The following is a 16,515-nucleotide window of genomic DNA, read 5'->3' as shown; positions in this document are numbered from 1 at the left end:
GTATGCACAAATATTGCCTTTTAAGCAATCAAAACTACAGATCCGGCGCGTAGCGGGCGACCATCTGTTCCTGCGTTTCCTGCGGCCCGCTGCCGCCCGTCTGGTCCTGAATCATCTGCCCCATCGTCGGCAAGACGCAGCGTTCGACCTGCGCCGCGCTGTCCCACAGGCGCGAACGCATGAGGGCCTTGGCGCAATGCAGATACGCCTCGGCCACGCGCAGGCGCATGACCAGGCGCGGCGGGCTGCGCTCGGCGGCGAAGTGCGCCAACAGCGCCGGATCGTCGCTGAGACTGGCTTCGCCATTTACGCGCAAGGTTTCATCGACGCCGGGGATCATGAACAGCAACCCCGCCCTGCCCGTCTCGGCAATATTGCTGAAACTGTCGAGGCGGTTATTGCCCTTGGCATCGGGCAGCAGCAGGGTATGGGGATCAAGCACCCGCACGAAACCGGGCGCGCCGCCGCGCGGCGAGGCGTCGAGCTGGCCGCCAGCCCCGCCCGTGGCCAGCACGGCGAACGGCGACAGCCCGATGAAGGCGATGCAATGCGGGTCGAGACGGTCGAGCTGCTTGCTTAGCGACCGCCCCTGCGCGGGCGGATAATGCGCGCGCAGTTGCTCAAGAGAATCGATTTCCATGCGCTTCCCCAGCCTAGCGCAGGTTGCCCGTATGGCCCAGCGAATAGCGGCCCGGCTGCGGCCACACGGTCAGGCCGTGCGGTTCCTGGCCGACTTTCACCTTGGACACGTCACCATTGCTCGTATCTATGCGGTAGACCACGTCGTCGAAGCGGCCGGACAGCCACAGATACTTGCCATCGGCGCTCACATTGCCCATGTCGGGGCTGCCGCCGCCGGGGATCGGCCACTGCGACACCACTTTTTCACTGGCGAAATCGATCACGCTGACGCTGCCCTTGCCGTTGCGCTTGCCATGGATGCGGTGCGTGCCGCGGTTGGCCACGTACAGTTTCTTGCCATCACGGCTGGGGTATAAGCCGTGTGCGCCCACGCCCGTCTGGATGAAGCCGATTTCCTTCAGGGTGGCGCCATCGACGATGTGCACGCCATCGGCGTCCATGTCCGCGATATAGAATTTCTTGCCATCCGGCGAAATGCGTATGTCTTGCGGCATGCCCTTCTTGACGCTGCAGATTTCATTCGCCGGGCCGCCCACGGGACCGGACTCGGCAAAGCGCTTGGCCGGCATCTGCAATTTCAGGTAGCCGTCGACCTTGCGGCCCACCAGGTCGATCTTGGCGATAGTGCCGTCGAACTCGCAGGTGAACATGGCGTAGCGGCCGTCATTCGAGAAGTCCGCATGGTTGATGCCGCCGCACTGGGGCGTGTCGATCGAATACTGCACGGCCATGGTCTTCGGATCGCGGAAATCGAGGCGGTGACGCGCTTCGGCCACGACGATGGCCGACTTGCCATCCGGCGTGAAATACATATTGTACGGGTCATCGACGGGCACTTCCTTGCCAGGCTTGCCCGTCAACGGGTCGACCGGCGTCAGGCTGCCCTTGTCCGTGCGCTCGGCATTGTTCGCCACCCACAGGGTGCGCAAGTCCCACGACGGCACCACGTGCTGCGGGCCGCTGCCGACCTTGAACTTGTCGACCACTTTAAGGCTCTCCTGGTCGATCACATAGACGTCGTTCGAGCGCAGGTTGGGCACGTAAACACGGCGCAAGTGATCCTTGACGACCGGGCTCATATTGCTGCTGGCGATGCTGCCGTACACGTTTTTCGAATCCACCAGCGGCGGCATGCCCGGCAATGGCGAATAGGCGGCAACCGGTGCAGGACTAACTGCGGCCGGGGTGCTGGCGCCGGTGACCTGGCTGGCCACGCCCATGCCGGCCAGTGTGGCAGCCAGGGCAGACAAGGTGACGATGGTGCGTCGTTGAGATTTTTTCATGTGATTTCGCGTCTTTTCGTTGCAAAAGCCGGAAGTTAAGCACTTCCAGCGGAAGATTTATTTATTCCGTTGCAGCAGCTGTTTGATGGCGGCCACGGCGGTATCCACCTGCAGCCTGATACCGATCTGGCCCAGTTCAGCCGTGGCACGCGTGGCGTCGCCGCGCACGCCGTCCGCCACGCCGGGCTTGGGTCCGTGGGCCATGGCGTCGCTGCGCACCAGCGACGGATCCGTCGCCAGCATCAGCGCCGCGTCCGCCAAACCCGCGTGCAGGCCGATCTCGGCGCTGCTGTGGCCGCGTTTCTGCAGTTCGGCAATATAGGCCGATTGCGTGATGTCATAGTAGTCGAGCAAAGCATACGCGCGCGCATCCTTGCCGGCGGCTTTGCCCCAGGCACGGTTCAGCTTGTTGGCCACGTTCTGCTCGTTTTTTTGATAGCCGCCATGGTCGCCGAGAAAGATAATGTCGCGGAAACCATGCTGGCGCAGGCTGGCGGCCGCCCCTTCCAGCACGGCTTCGAAGGCGGCCGGCGGTATCGAAATCGTGCCGGCAAAGCGCATGTGGCCAGTTGGGGGCGAAATCGTGCCTTCCGGCACGTAGGACACGACAGGCGCGACGATGGTGTTGCCCAGCTTTTGCGCGATTGGGCGTGCCAGCAGCCCGGCGCGCACATTGTGCTTGCCCAGCGCGATGTACGGCCCGCTCTGCTCGACGCCGCCAATCGGCACCAGCACGGTCGTGGCGCCGTGGTCGATACGGCTGCGCAATTCCGTGCTGGTCAACTCTTCCAGCATGACGCTGCTGCCGGCAGGCGCAGCCGCCATGACGGGCGCTGTGGCCAGCAGACACGAAAATGTCAGGACGAACAGGGAAACGAGAGGGGTGCGTGAAAGGCGGAGCGTGGATGGCGCGCAAGGCGCCGTTCGCTGGGGGAACTGCAGAGTCATAAGCCAACATCTTTCCGAGGTCAAAGGCGCCGTGCCCGGCCTTGCCAGGCAAGCTGGCTGCCACGCAGGAATTGTATTCCATCATGACGGGAAGGGCACGTTAATTTGATGCGGCGCCGTGCAGGGAATTGACGTGGGGAAACTATCTATCAGACGGTTGTCGCCTTAGCCCTGTCCGCCTCCCCATCATGGAGAGTCTCGTTGCGTTTCTCTGCATAGGCCTTGAGTGAGCGCATCGTTTTGGGTAGCCCTTGCCGCACTTGTTTGGCAACGCCTGGCCCGAACAGAAAGGCAAGCGCGCCAGTGAACCACACGCGGTGAGCGACTTCCGATCCGCCATCTGCGGCCACCACCGTGTGCTCGAAATGGATGCGAAACAAAGGGATGTAGCCCTCGACGGTGAACGAGCGGCCTGCGGAGCGCTCGGTGACCAGCATCGGAATACCCATCCCTTTATTGGGAACGATCCTGCCATGCGTCCCCACCGCGAACGGCCCGTTGAGCCGGGCTTGCTTTGTATCCGGATCCCACAGGTGCCATCGGTCGACCTCGCTCCAGATCTGGTCGATGACCGTGGGCGGGACTGCAATGTGGATGCTTTCTTCGATATGCACCAATTTGGGATCTCCCTATCATTTTGATAAAAATAACTGCGCCTGCTATCCGGCATCGCGCAGTGCCAGGGTATTAGTCAGCGGCATGGCATGCATCATGTGGCATATCCATGTCAATGGCGACAGTCAAAGGAGCGTTTTCCGACAGGAACAAAGACAGCTGCTTTTCCTTTGCATCGATAAAAAATATAGCTACTACGATCGCAGGATACACTGTTTTTTTATCATATAAATAGAGTTAGATTCTGGTTACACTTGCCGCAGACAAAGCCGGATCATGATGACAGCCTTATTTGGCGCCAAGGTCAAGGGATGCACCGGATTCGACCACAAGCTGCTGCTCGTCATGGCCGTGAGGATATTGGATTTTGAGAGCTTATGAACGCAGCACATTGGAGGATTCAGGAGCTAAGGCACCACTCAGCGGATATCGTCTGGCTTGATGCAGAGGATGCCCGCCGTGCCTATGATGTAGTGCGCCTGCATGATTCGAAGAGGCGTCTCGGCCTGGACGTTAACACCGTTGCCTCCATCGAGCGGTTCGCATTCGGCGATGATGTGGCCACCGCAACAAAGTGGTTACGCGCCCGTATGCCTGGAACTCAGCAGGTCGTAGTGGTGTTTGGAGCAGACGACTGTTTTTTATGCACCAGTGTGTTCCTGGTCGAGAATTGGTCGGATATTTTTGTCCCTTCGCGCGACGACGCGATGGTCTATTCGAACGACACGCCGTGCATCCTGTTTCATTGCCATGAAAATGCATTCGAGGTGGGGCAGCGAATTGTCTTTGATTGAAGGGCGAGTTCGGCCAGAAGCAGTCATTGGAGAGATAATGGATTGGGAACCGATTTCAGAGACAGAATTATGGGACAAGATCATAAGTGCGAAAGACCGAATGAGTCCTCAGGTACTCCGCCTGTGGGAAGCCATCAAAATTCCTCCTGAGAAGTGGGCCGAGCAAACCTATGGCACAGTTGGCGGCGGCTTTTGGGTTGTGGCCGTCATCGGCAGCAGGGTACTATGGTTCAACGATATCGAAGATGGTTTTAACTGTTCTTCCTATGTAGTCGCCGGTAAGCTTTCCGAGTATTTTTGCAACCAAGATGAACTTGAGATAGCCGTTCAAAATGTGCTAACAATCATCGAGACCGGCAGGGATTCAATCGCGCGATGCTCCGCTCCGATCCCAGGGGAATGGCAGTCGAGATAAGTCATATCTCAAAGGTCCGGTTTGAAGCGGAGCCTACCAACAGCGGCAATCGGCCTATTGCGTTGAAAATGTCGAACGGCAACCATTTCGGGATGTCTTAGACCTCCAAGCAGTCGGTGATCGTTCAATAGCGGCGGTTCTGGCCAGTCGAGGCTGACAGGATTTCTATCCAAACATCATCGTACCCGCGTTTTTCAACACAATAGGCCAGAAGCGGACGGTCAAACGTAATTTACGCAAGCAGGCGATTGAAGGACATTCGTGTCGAATCTTTCGATTCTTGAGCGGCTGGCGAACTCGCTAGAGGCTTACGCCGCAGGTAGTTTGACTCGTGCTGTGTTCGTAGATTTCCTCAGAAATAGAATTCGTGCGCTTGAAGGCGTACCGCTCACTGATAGCTTTCGGCGTGCCATCCTGCCCTCCGGCCGGGCCGGAGAGCGTACATGCCCTTGAACCGGCCCTACGATCAGGTTGAACTCTGCCGTGCCAGCCAATTCAATATCGCCTGGTTGGTTTCTTCCGGCATTTCCTGCTGGATCCAGTGACCGCAATCCAAACTGATCACGTCCACATTGGGCACGAACTCTGCCAGTCTTTCTGATTTGAGAACCACATCACGGTCCCCATAAATCATGAGCGTAGGTTGATGGATGACAGGGTCCAGGTCCGCCAATAGGTGCCAGTTGCGGTCGAGATTCCTGTACCAGTTAATACTGCCCGTGAACCCAGTTTTTTCGAAGGCCGAGACGAAAACGGCTAATTCGCTGTCGCTCATCAAAGGCTCGCCGAGTGGAGTTTCTGCTCTGGCCAGATTGATCATTGCCATGCCCGGCTCGGGTTCTTTGAGTGGCACATTTTTCCGGTACAGGTTACGCAGGAACCGGAAGGTATTGTCGTCCAATATGGCGTCCGCGACACCCGGCTTTCGATTGAAATGGACAAAGTAATAGTCGCTGCCCAAGATTTGCTCAAGGACCTCGATCCAGGGTCTTGCGCCACGCTCCTGGTAAGGCAGGCTCAGATTTATCACTTTGTTTACGCGGTCCGGATAGAGCAGGGTCAGCCCCCAAACCACCATTGCACCCCAGTCATGACCGACGAAGGTCGCATCCTGGTATCCGTAGTGATCGAGAAGAGCGACAAGATCCCCCGACAGATTTCGAATGTCATAGTCCGTCACTTCGGCCGGATGGGACGAGTTGCCGTAGCCCCGCTGGTTGGGGATGATGACATGGTAGCCCGCCGCGACAAGGGCTGGAATCTGATTGCGCCAGGTAAAGGCGTGCTCAGGCCAGCCGTGACAGAGTACGATTGGATTTCCGCCATTTTCTCGGCCTGCTTCAAAGACTTCCAGTACCACGCCGTTGATTGGAACAAACGTAGGCTTGGGAAAATGGGTTGTGGTTGACATTAGTATTTCCTTTATTTGGTCGTCCGGGTGATCAAGCGACAAATTCCGTTCTGGAGTGCCAGCTCTTTCCCGTCCTCGGGTTTAATGGGTGTGCGCGGCAATTTCGACGGCAACACTGATATATTAAAATCCAATGGTGCCAAATACTGGCACCATTTAAGGGTAGGATGAGACATGAATCTTCGCCTTCGACATGACGCCATCGTACGCAGCCTTCGCCGCAACAGCACTTTGACAGTCGGGGCACTGGCGGAGGAGATTGGCGTATCCAGGCGGACGGTGTTGCGTGACATCAGCGCGCTGCGCGATGAGGGCTTTGTCATTTATTCCGAACCGGGTCGCGGCGGTGGCCTGCAACTTAATCTACATTCGGTTCAGACCACGCCGCGTCTCTCGGTCGCCGAGGTCTTTGCGCTGCTCGTCAGCGTTGCATCAATGCGGGCAGCCATGAATATACCGTTTTCAGGTCTTGCAGATGCCGGGCTGGCCAAGATTGAGCAGGCCCTGCCGCCCGACAAGGTGCACGACCTGCGCCGGTTTCTGGACTGCCTGTATGTCGGGCAGCTTTCACCACTGGTGGATATATCAGATATGGAAGCGATGGAGCCTACCTTGCTGCCCGCATTCGAGCAAGCTTTTCTCCAGCGGCTGCACCTAGGTTTCCAATATAGTGACGCAAAAGGGGGCGTAAGCAATCGAGTTGTTGAACCGCAAGCCATGCTCATCTTGCCACCGCTCTGGTATTTAGTGGCCTGGGATCCTGCGCGCGAGGACTTCCGTCATTTTCGAATGGACCGGATCAGCAGACCGGAATGCATCCAGGGCGCACCGTTTCGCCGGCGGCGTGTGCTATTCGGGGATAGCGTCTCCCCGATCCGTGATTTACCTCGTTGACGTAGTTCTGACAGCCGCTAGAGCCACGGTAGTCTCCCATCGTCACCTGCCAGCTTCCGATTGACCATTTGCACGCGGCCATTGGCGACTCCGACAAGCAGCTTTCGGCCAGTAGCGGTCACTCGACGTATCCCTTGGAAACAAATGCAGATGGAAGTTAAATTTCTTAGTCTTGGTGAGCAAAGTGAACATGGTCGCGTCCTTGTTGCTCGCGGCCCAACCTCAGAATCCAACATCGTTGCCACTGTCTTGATCGCTCACCATAGTGTGCCGGTGACTCGCGTAAACATTCTTGCCAGCGCAGGGTACTCGTGCTTTCAGAGCACACGTTTCGCTGAGGGCATCGTTTACATCGGCTTTGGGCAGTTCGTGTTCGTCGTTGATCTTTACCTTGGCGAAGTTCGTCGCCATCAGCTGGACGGTTACTTTTGCCATCTGTACGATTCGCGCGACCTTGAGAACCTAAATAGCCGCATCGCAGTGCTTGTAACTTCGGCATCTGAAGTTCTTGCTTTTGACCATACAGGAGGTCTGATCTGGGAGCAGTCGCCGCTTGGGATCGACGGTGTAGTCCTTCACGATGCGAGCGCGGGTCGGATTCGTGGTGATGGTGAATGGGACCCACCAGGCGGCTGGCGCCCATTTAGCCTAGTTCCAGAGTCAGGAGCAATACTTCAATGACCGGTATGGGGCGAAAGCAGACTCACACGTCCGAAAGCCTGGCAGGCACCCTGCCTAGCGAGGAAACGGGTGCCCCCCCCCCCCTTCTTCCGCCCTGCCTGCCAAGGCAACTTTATTTCCCGCTTCGTAGGTCCAGAACATCAACGCTTCCAAAGGGGACAGCGCCACAAAAAAACCCCGGCGTACCGGGGCAGTAACAAGGCTTAAGCGCGGGCGCTGCGGCCGGGCAGCGCCAGGCGCGGGCTGGCGGCGGTTGAAGCGGGGGCCGGCAAGCCGCCCGCCACTTTCAACACTTTTGCCTGGGCGTCGCCGCGCAGGCGGAATACGGCCACCACGTCGACCAGTTCGACGGCGCGCTCTTGCAGTGACGATGCGGCGGCGGCCGCCTCTTCCACCAGGGCCGCATTTTGCTGGGTCACCTGGTCCATTTGCGAAATGGCCTGGTTCACCTGCTCGATGCCGGCGCTTTGCTCGTGGCTGGCGTTGGCGATGTCGCCCATGATGTCCGTCACGCGACGGATGCTGGCGACGATTTCTTCCATCGTCGCGCCGGCCTGGTCGACCAGCACGCTGCCCGTGTTGACTTTATCCACGGAATCCTCGATCAAGCCCTTGATTTCCTTGGCCGCAGCGGCCGAGCGCTGCGCCAGGTTGCGCACCTCGGTGGCGACCACGGCGAAGCCACGGCCCTGTTCGCCCGCGCGCGCCGCTTCGACGGCCGCATTCAGCGCCAAAATATTGGTTTGGAAGGCAATGCCGTCGATCACGCCGATAATGTCGGCGATCTTCTTCGCCGATTCATTGATCGAACCCATCGTGCCCACCACTTGCGCCACCACGGCGCCGCCCTTGCGGGCCACGTCCGAGGCGGACACGGCCAGCAAGTTCGCCTGGCGCGCATTGTCCGTATTCTGGCGCACAGCCGAGGTCAGCTCTTCCAGGCTGGATGCCGTTTCTTCCAGGGAAGATGCCTGCTGCTCCGTGCGCACGGACAAGTCCGCGTTGCCGGCGGAAATCTGCGCGGCGGCCACGCTGACCGTATCGGCCGAGGCGCGCACGGTGGCGATCACGCCGACGATGCGTTCCAGGAATTTATTGAAGGCGGTGGCCGTGCGGCCCACTTCATCCATGCGCTCGACGGGCATGGCGGTAGACAGGTCCAGCGAGGCGCTGACCCTCTCCAGCGTGTGCTCGATATTGCCCAGGCCGCCGCTGATGGTGCGGTAGATGTGCCAGGCCAGCGCACCCGTCAGCAGCACGGCCACGCCCAGCACGGCCAGCATGGTGTTGAACGCCGTGTCGTAGGCGGCCAGGCTTTCCGCTTTGACATCGTCGACCAGCTTGTTGTTGTAGGCGATATGGTCATCCATGCTCTTTTTCGCGGCGACGGCCGTGATGGCCAGTGGCGTGCCGGCCAGCAAGGTGGCGCGCACGCCATCCATGTCGCCCGCGTAGGCGGCGGCAAAGAATGGCGCCAGCGCGCGGCGGTAAGCTTCCATGGCGGCCTGGTCGGCGTCGAGCATCTTGCTGTCCGTCGCGTCGTACAGGCGCTCGGCACGGTAGGTGGCGATGACCTTGTCGAAATTCGTGTTGGCATCGGCGACGGCCTTGTCCAGCGCCGTCTTGTCGGCCAGGTTCGAGAACACGGACAGGCGGTAGCCGGCCAGGCGCGAGTCAGCCAGGAAACCCTTGGCCGCATTCAAGCCCTGGATGCTGGGAATGATGCGGTTTTGCACGGTGTCAAAACGTTCCTGGGCGCGCTGCAGCTGAATGGCGCCGCCTGCACCCAGCAATAGCAGGGCCAGCAAGGCGATGGTGAGGGTCAGAATGAGTTGCTTGGTGATATTCATGGTGTGTCACAGTCAAAAAAGCAGCCTGGCAGGGCCAGGCGGGGTGAGTAGCTGCCGATCAGGTGGCCGGGACCGGTTGCAAACGGCGCGAGCTCAGGCCGCCAGCGGGGAAGCGTCAGGCGTGCGGCGCAGCAAGTCGCCATGCTGGCGGCAAAACGCCAGGCCCGCCTTGTGGCCCACGTCGAACAACAGCTGCATGTTCGAGCTGGACCAGTCCAGGGTGTCGGGCCAGTGCTGCTCCGGGATGCCGCCCATCAGGTCGAGCTTGAGCAAGCGCCGCTTGGGCTGGCCCGTGCGCGCGTCCGTGTTGTGCTCAAGTTCAAACAGGCGCAGCTCGCTCTTGGAAATCTTCACCAGCGGCGTGATGATGGAGCGCACCCAGGCGTCGTACAGGTTGCGCGGCTTGCGCAGCAATCGCTCATCGCCGAGGATGTCGAGGATGACCAGGGTATCGGCGTCATGATGTTCGCCCTTGCCTTCGATAAATGGATCGAAATTGAGGGTGTCGAGCGCCGCGCCTTCGATATAGTCGTCGCCGGCGATCGTCGTGGGCGCATACAGGAAGGGGAACGACAGGGCCGCGCGCACGTGGATCGGCTCGATCTCGTGCTTGCCCCAGATTTGCATGCGGTGCTCGCTGAGGTTGTAGGCATTGATGTAGAAATCGGGGCGCATGCGCGCCACGCCGGAGAAATCCACGGCTTTTTCCAGGAAGGGCAAATGCGCGCACAGGCCCAGGCTTTTCGCCGACAGGTCCGATGGCGACAGCGACGACACCATCAGCTTGCCCCAGTCCGACCAGGCCGTGGGCACGCCCGCAAACGTTTGCTGGAACGCCTGAAAAAAAGGATTGTTGGCCGGCGGCTGAAAGGCGTCGCGGAAAGTGCTCGCGTGCATGCCCGGCTTCTGGAATACCTTGTAATTGATCGGGATCATCTTGTAGATGCTGTCGGCCACGCCCGTGTCGGCCCAGCTTTGCAGGGCCTGGCGCGGCGTGGCTTCGTGCGGCGTCGTATAAAGCAAGCCCATCAACACACCGGCGCCCGAGGCGGAAATGACGTCGAATTCGATGCCTTCATCGAGAAACGCGGCCAACGCGCCCGCGATCAAGGTGGAATTTGGTGCACCGCCACCAAGCAGCAAGCCCGTCTTGCGGGCCGGTGTCGCTGTCGCGGCTGGCGCCGGATCCGGCGGTGTCGTAGTGACTGTCTTCATGCACACTCCCTGAACGGAACGGGGTTACCATCCCTTAATTGTTGGTTACTACACGCTTATGGCGCCTAATCCTGCACATGTTCCCGCAAGCGACCAGCCGATGCAATGTTGCAGAAACAGATATGAAATTAACATAAATAAATTCCTTATGGCAATTTCATTAACGCATGACCGGTATTCAGGAAGGGCATAAGCTGATGCTGTGCGGCATGGCGTGATGCGGCGCAGCAAATATAAATCCTGTGGCGTTAGGAATAATCTCGTTGGGGTAGGAATTTTCCCCAACCAGCCGCCAGTGCGGCGGTCAGGGAGATCAGCGCAGTGAGGCTGGGTCGGGAAGAGGCGAGGAAAAATGCAGGTGGGCACACAAATGGTCAACAAAGACGCGAATTTTGGGCGACAGGTGGCGGCTCGATGGCCACAGCACCCAGAACTTGCTTGAGTACAGCAGGTCGCCGACCAACACTGCCTGCAGTTCGCCGCGCGCGATAGCGTCGCGCACGATAAAGTCAGGCAGGTAAGCCAGGCCCACGCCCTGCGTGGCGGCGCCGATCAAGGCTTCGATATTGTTGCAGGTCAAGGCGGTCGGCAAGCGCAACTCGCCGCCACTGTCGCCCTCGGCGCGCCGCAGCGCCCATTCCTGCAGCTTGCCCGTGGTAGGGAATTTATAGCGCACGCAGGCGTGCCCTTCCAGCGCGCGCGGCGTGGCTGGCACGCCATGGCGGGCGAAATACGCGGGAGAGCCGACGATGACAAAGGCAAACGGCCCCAGCTCGCGCGCCATCAGCCGCGAATCGGTCAGGGTGCCGCTGCGCACGGCCACGTCGACGCCTTCGGCCACCACGTCGACCAGGCGGTCGTTGAAATCGAGGTCGAGCTCGACCTCCGGATACAGGCGCGTAAAGGCCGCCAGCAGAGGCAGGATGATGCGGTAGCCGATCACGGGCAGGCTGACCTTGAGCTTGCCGCGCGGCGCCTCGGCCAAGTGCGACAATTCCGCCTCGGCATCGCCCAGGTCGGCCAGGATGCGTTGGCAGCGCTCGTAAAACAGCGCGCCCTCGTTGCTCAGGCTGATGCGCCGCGTGCTGCGGTTGAGCAAGCGCACGCCCAGCTTTTCTTCCAGCCGCGCCACGCTCTTGCCCACGGCCGAGGCCGAGACGCCGAGCAGCCGCCCGGCAGCCACATAACTGGAGGTTTCCGCCGCGCGCACGAAAGCGACGATGCCGTTCAGATTATCCATATCACCTATATTAAGGAATATTTGTCCGCTATTTGCGGATTTTTAGCCACTTTTTCATTGATTACGTCCATATTATCATCAGACTCCCTCTTTCTGGAATCATTCCCATGGATACGAATCTTCCCGCGCAAGCCCCGGAACCAGCGACTGCACGGCGCACGGTGGTGCTGGCCGCCGTCTGCCTGGCCGCGCTGTGCATGCCCCTCAGTTTCACGGGACCGGCCATCGCCATTCCCGCCATCGCCGCCGACCTGCACGGCACGCCGCTGGCGCTGGCATGGATCACGAATGCCTTCATGCTCAGCTTTGGCGGCTGCCTGATGGTGGCCGGCGCGCTGGCCGACCGCTATGGCCGCAAGCGCGTGTTCTTGCTGGGCATGGGCGTGTTTTCCGCCGCCGCGCTGGCGCTGTCGGCCGCACCCGGCATCCTGTGGCTCGACGTGCTGCGCGCCGTCCAGGGCCTCGGCTGCGCCATGACCCTGTCGAGCGGACTGGCGGCCCTGGCGCAGGAATTCGACGGCCCCGCCCGCGCGCGCGCCTTCAGCCTGATCGGCACGGCGTTCGGCGTGGGCCTGGCCTTCGGCCCCTTCCTGGCAGGCACCTTGATCACGCACACGGGCTGGCGCGCCATTTTCGTCGCCACGGCCGCAGCCGGCCTGGCCGCCCTGCTGGCCGCCGCGCGCGCCATGCGCGAATCGCGCGACCCGCAGGCGCAAGGCGTCGATTGGCCCGGCGCGCTGACATTTACGAGCGCCTTGTCGCTGTTTACGTATGGCTTGCTGCAGGCGCCCGATAGCGGCTGGGGCAGCGCCGCCAGCCTGGGGCTGCTCGGTGGCGCGGCCTTGCTGCTGGCCGTGTTCATCCGCGTGGAGCGGCGCGCCGCGCGGCCCATGCTGGACTTGACCCTGTTCCGCCTGCCTGCCTTTGCCGGCGTGCAACTGCTGGCGGCCGCGCCCGCGTTTTCCTTTGTCGTGCTGCTGGTGTTGCTGCCGGCGCGCTTCATCGGCATCGAAGGCTACAGCGCGCTGGAAGCGGGACGCATGATGATCGCCCTGTCGGCACCCATGCTGGTGCTGCCGGTCCTGGCCGGCATGGCGGCGCAGCGCATTGCCGCTGCGCACATCTGCGCCAGCGGCCTGCTGCTGGCGGCGGGCGGCTTGCTGTGGTTATCGAGCTGCGCGCCGGGCCAACCGCCCGCCACTCTGCTGGGGCCGCTGCTGCTGATCGGCTGCGGCATCAGTCTGCCCTGGGGCTTGATGGATGGCCTGGCCATCAGCGTCGTGCCTGTCGAGCGGGCCGGCATGGCGGCCGGCATCTTCAATACGACGCGCGTGGCGGGTGAAGGCCTGGCGCTGGCCATCGTCAGCGCGCTGCTGGGCACGCTCACCGTCGCAGCGCTGGGCGGCGCCGGCATCGGCGTGGCACAGGCGGCGCACGCCGGCCCCTTCCTGGCGCTGGGCGAGCTGCGCCATGCGGGCGAATTGTTGCCGCAGGCCGGCGCCGCCGAGCTCGCGCAAGCCTACGGCACGGCCTTCCGCCACTTGCTGTATGTGCTGGCGGGCATCACGACGGCGTCGGCCCTGCTGATCCTGGCCTTCCTGCGTCATCCGGCCGGTGCCATGGCGGACACCGCCGCCCTGCCCGCCTGCAAGACACAGGAATAATTCACAACCGTCATTCCTGCCTGCCGTACACGGCGGCGCCCACGCGCCGCCGCCCGCCCTGATGTTTCTCCGCAACACCGACAAATCGCCATCGAACAAAACGAGTTTACTTATCAAAGCGCTTTGAACTATACTCAAAGCGCTTTGAAACATAGTTAAAGCGCTTTGGTTGTGCAAAGTGATGCGCGCCGACCCTACACCTATAAAAACACTGGAGACACAATGAACAAATTTTTCCTGAAAGCATTGCCAGCTGCAGTGCTCATGGCCTTGAGCGCGTCGGCCCAGGCCGCCCTGCCAATCGACTTCGGCGGCTACATCCGTTCGGGCCTCGGCACCAGCAGCGAAGGCGGCAAGGAAGCCTGCTTCGGCCTGGCCGGCGCCTCGTCCAAGTATCGTCTGGGCAATGAGTGCGAAACCTACGGCGAGCTGAAATTCGGCGGCGAAGCCTTCAAGGCAGCCAACGGCACCACCTTCCGCATCAATACCCTGGTGGCGTTCTCCGTCAACCAGAACCAGGACTGGGAGCAATCGGACCCGTCATGGCGCGAAATGAACGTCGTCGCCGACAAGATCGGCACGGGCGCCTTCGCCGAAGCGCGCGCCTGGGTCGGCAAGCGCTACTATGACCGCCAGGACGTGCACATCACCGATTACTACTTCTGGAATAACAGCGGCCCTGGCGCCGGCCTGGAAAACATCGACCTGGGCGCCGCCAAGCTGGCCTACGCCGTCGTGCGCACGGCCGACGACGGCGACAGCAAGCGCATGGGGCTGTCCCACGACCTGCGCTTCTCGGGCATCAAGGTCAATCCGGATGGCGAACTGACACTGGGCCTGCAATTCAACCAGAAACGCAACGCACAAGGCGCGGCCCCCATCGCCAGCGGCCACTTGCTGACCATCATGCATACGCAAGGCAACCTGCTGGGCGGCTTCAACAAGGTGGCATTGCAGTATGGCAAAGGCAGCGCCGCCAACACGGGCGGCTTCAGCCTGGGCGCCGGCAAGGATGACAAGGTCGTGCGCCTGACGGAACAGATCATGATCCAGCCGAAAGGCGCCTGGTCGGGCATGGGCACCTTCGTCTACGAAGACAAGGAAACGGCCGGCGTGAGCAGCAAGTGGACGTCGATCGGCGCGCGTCCCGTCTACCACTTCACGGACAACTACAGCCTGGCCGTGGAACTGGGCCACGACATCGTCAAGCCGGAAGGCGGCGAAAGCCGCAACCTGACCAAGCTGACCTTCGCTCCGCAACTGTCGGCCGGCAACAGCTTCTGGTCGCGCCCCGTGCTGCGCGCCTTCTACACCTACGCCAAATGGAACAAGGCAGCCCAGTCGGCCGCCGCCGCGGAATCGGCGCTGTCCTCGACGGGCGTGTTCGGTGGCAAGACCAACGGCAGCTCCGTTGGTTTCCAGGTCGAGTCCTGGTGGTAACATCAGAAGCGCTTTGTTCCAAGCTACCCGACAATGGCTGATGCCGCAAGGCACCAGCCACTGGCAGCAACACCTCCCGCTCTCAAAGGGGCATGTTTGATCCGGACCCACCATTTCGCCGCTGCACGCGATGGCCGGCAGCTTCACTGTAGTGATTCAGCAGTATCCTCTTTTAGCGCGGGCGCCCCTGGGTTTGCCCGCGTATTTTTTTGGGCGCCGCCGCTTGTCATCCCCCTGATCATTCCGGCATTTATCAGATAAACTACCCGTCATCGCACCGCATCGCTCCCGACCCACCCTGGATAGACCCCAACTGCAGCATCCATGAACCTCAAAAATCTCGCCAAAACGCTAGGAATATCCGAAACCACCGTCAGCCGCGCCTTGAATGGCTATCCGGAAGTGAGTGAACGCACGCGCGAGCGGGTGCTGGCCGCCGCGCAGGCGGCCGGCTACCGTCCCAATCCCATGGCGCGCAGTCTGGCCGTGGGGCGCACGAATATCGTCGGCATCATCTACCCGCTGATGCCGAACGACCTGGCCGACCCCATGTTCATCGAGATCGTGGGCGGCATGTCGGAAGCGCTGGAAGCGCAGCAGATGGACATGATGATCGCGCCCGCCTCGGCCACCAACGAATTCCACACCTATGAACGCATGGTCAAGGGCCGCCGCATCGATGGCCTGATCGTCGGACGCACGAAACCGTTCGATGAGCGCATCGCCTACCTGGCGCAGCAAGGCATGCCGTTTGTCGCGCACGGCCGCACGCAGCTGAACCAGCCGCACGCGTGGTTCGACTACGACAATGAGGCCGGCATGCGCCTGGCCGTCGAGCGCCTGGCGCAGCTGGGCCACCAGCGCATCGGCCTCATCAGCGCCACGCCGGACCTGAATTTCGTGCGCCAGCGCGTCGAGAGCTTCCAGCACGCCATGCAGGCGGGCGGCCTCGCCGTCGACCCCGACAACCTGGTCGACAACGCGCACGACCGACGCGCCGGCTACCAGGCCATGCAGCGCCTGCTGGCCCGCTCGCCCCGCCCTACCGCCGTCATCGTCGATAACCACATGTCGGGCGTGGGCGCCGTGCGCGCCCTGCTCGACGCGGGCATCGCCATCGGCCGCGAGATGTCGCTGATCGTCTGGGGCGTGATGGAAGATTCCCTGGCCGGCCATAACGTCACCACCGTCGTCCAGCCCGATCCGCGCGGCGCCGGCGCGAAGATGATCCACATGCTGCTGGCCCTGATGGAAGGCACGCCCGTCACCGACTTGCAGGAATTGTGGCCGTGCGAACTGCTGCCGGGGGAGTCGGCCGGCCCCGTGCCGAACTAGGCGCTTTCCTCTGCTCCTGCGCCGCTGGCCACCTGACCAGCGGTTCCGCATCGTTGTCCTGAATCACCCTCATAAAAAATCGTATGTC

15 protein-coding genes are annotated in these 16,515 nt (G+C 61.2%); 7 read left to right on the top strand and 8 right to left on the bottom strand.

Annotated features, from left to right (window positions below):
- Window positions 1-34 precede the first annotated feature (34 nt).
- From AC54AF_RS22160 to AC54AF_RS22145, 4 genes are all read right to left on the bottom strand, one after another.
- Window positions 35-640, bottom strand: a complete 606-nt coding sequence (locus AC54AF_RS22160; RefSeq protein ID WP_496638265.1) for a pyridoxamine 5'-phosphate oxidase family protein — start codon at window positions 638-640, stop codon at window positions 35-37.
- A 13-nt stretch (window positions 641-653) separates the two neighbouring features.
- Complete coding sequence (locus AC54AF_RS22155) at window positions 654-1,925, bottom strand: YncE family protein (protein WP_496638264.1); 1,272 nt, start codon at window positions 1,923-1,925, stop codon at window positions 654-656.
- 57 nt (window positions 1,926-1,982) lie between these two features.
- Window positions 1,983-2,750 carry a creatininase family protein gene (locus tag AC54AF_RS22150; protein WP_496638263.1) on the bottom strand — a complete coding sequence of 256 codons (768 nt, stop codon included), beginning with the start codon at window positions 2,748-2,750 and terminating at the stop codon, window positions 1,983-1,985.
- Between the two features lie 272 nt (window positions 2,751-3,022).
- Complete coding sequence (locus AC54AF_RS22145; protein ID WP_496638262.1) at window positions 3,023-3,487, bottom strand: SRPBCC family protein; 465 nt, start codon at window positions 3,485-3,487, stop codon at window positions 3,023-3,025.
- A 378-nt stretch (window positions 3,488-3,865) separates the two neighbouring features.
- Here AC54AF_RS22145 and AC54AF_RS22140 point away from each other — a divergent pair, with 378 nt between their 5' ends.
- Window positions 3,866-4,282, top strand: coding sequence for a hypothetical protein (locus AC54AF_RS22140; protein WP_496638261.1), 417 nt, complete (start codon window positions 3,866-3,868; stop codon window positions 4,280-4,282).
- A gap of 37 nt (window positions 4,283-4,319) precedes the next feature.
- Complete coding sequence (locus AC54AF_RS22135; RefSeq protein ID WP_496638260.1) at window positions 4,320-4,697, top strand: hypothetical protein; 378 nt, start codon at window positions 4,320-4,322, stop codon at window positions 4,695-4,697.
- 466 nt (window positions 4,698-5,163) lie between these two features.
- Here the strand turns inward: AC54AF_RS22135 and AC54AF_RS22130 are convergent, their stop codons facing one another.
- Window positions 5,164-6,108 carry an alpha/beta fold hydrolase gene (locus AC54AF_RS22130; protein WP_496638259.1) on the bottom strand — a complete coding sequence of 315 codons (945 nt, stop codon included), beginning with the start codon at window positions 6,106-6,108 and terminating at the stop codon, window positions 5,164-5,166.
- Window positions 6,109-6,282: 174 nt separating this feature from the next.
- Between AC54AF_RS22130 and AC54AF_RS22125 the strand changes: the two genes are divergently transcribed.
- Both AC54AF_RS22125 and AC54AF_RS22120 read left to right on the top strand, forming a co-directional pair.
- Window positions 6,283-7,002: a helix-turn-helix transcriptional regulator gene (locus tag AC54AF_RS22125; protein ID WP_496638258.1), complete on the top strand. Its 720-nt coding sequence runs from the start codon at window positions 6,283-6,285 to the stop codon at window positions 7,000-7,002.
- A 144-nt stretch (window positions 7,003-7,146) separates the two neighbouring features.
- Window positions 7,147-7,683 carry a hypothetical protein gene (locus tag AC54AF_RS22120; protein WP_496638257.1) on the top strand — a complete coding sequence of 179 codons (537 nt, stop codon included), beginning with the start codon at window positions 7,147-7,149 and terminating at the stop codon, window positions 7,681-7,683.
- Window positions 7,684-7,886: 203 nt separating this feature from the next.
- Here the strand turns inward: AC54AF_RS22120 and AC54AF_RS22115 are convergent, their stop codons facing one another.
- The 3 genes from AC54AF_RS22115 to AC54AF_RS22105 all read right to left on the bottom strand — a co-directional run bounded on the left by AC54AF_RS22115 (window position 7,887) and on the right by AC54AF_RS22105 (window position 11,988).
- Complete coding sequence (locus AC54AF_RS22115) at window positions 7,887-9,533, bottom strand: methyl-accepting chemotaxis protein (protein WP_496638256.1); 1,647 nt, start codon at window positions 9,531-9,533, stop codon at window positions 7,887-7,889.
- A 93-nt stretch (window positions 9,534-9,626) separates the two neighbouring features.
- Window positions 9,627-10,748, bottom strand: coding sequence for a patatin-like phospholipase family protein (locus AC54AF_RS22110; protein WP_496638255.1), 1,122 nt, complete (start codon window positions 10,746-10,748; stop codon window positions 9,627-9,629).
- Between the two features lie 313 nt (window positions 10,749-11,061).
- Window positions 11,062-11,988 carry a LysR family transcriptional regulator gene (locus AC54AF_RS22105; RefSeq protein ID WP_496638254.1) on the bottom strand — a complete coding sequence of 309 codons (927 nt, stop codon included), beginning with the start codon at window positions 11,986-11,988 and terminating at the stop codon, window positions 11,062-11,064.
- Window positions 11,989-12,095: 107 nt separating this feature from the next.
- Here AC54AF_RS22105 and AC54AF_RS22100 point away from each other — a divergent pair, with 107 nt between their 5' ends.
- The 3 genes from AC54AF_RS22100 to AC54AF_RS22090 all read left to right on the top strand — a co-directional run bounded on the left by AC54AF_RS22100 (window position 12,096) and on the right by AC54AF_RS22090 (window position 16,427).
- Complete coding sequence (locus AC54AF_RS22100; protein ID WP_496638253.1) at window positions 12,096-13,652, top strand: MFS transporter; 1,557 nt, start codon at window positions 12,096-12,098, stop codon at window positions 13,650-13,652.
- Between the two features lie 222 nt (window positions 13,653-13,874).
- Window positions 13,875-15,092, top strand: a complete 1,218-nt coding sequence (locus AC54AF_RS22095; protein WP_131686731.1) for a carbohydrate porin — start codon at window positions 13,875-13,877, stop codon at window positions 15,090-15,092.
- Window positions 15,093-15,416: 324 nt separating this feature from the next.
- Window positions 15,417-16,427 carry a substrate-binding domain-containing protein gene (locus AC54AF_RS22090; RefSeq protein WP_496638252.1) on the top strand — a complete coding sequence of 337 codons (1,011 nt, stop codon included), beginning with the start codon at window positions 15,417-15,419 and terminating at the stop codon, window positions 16,425-16,427.
- The last annotated feature ends 88 nt before the right edge of the window (window positions 16,428-16,515 follow it).

Source organism: Janthinobacterium sp. JF4, from assembly GCF_059617925.1.
Note: the sequence above shows the minus strand (reverse complement) of the source record. Positions and strands in the feature narration are given on the sequence as shown.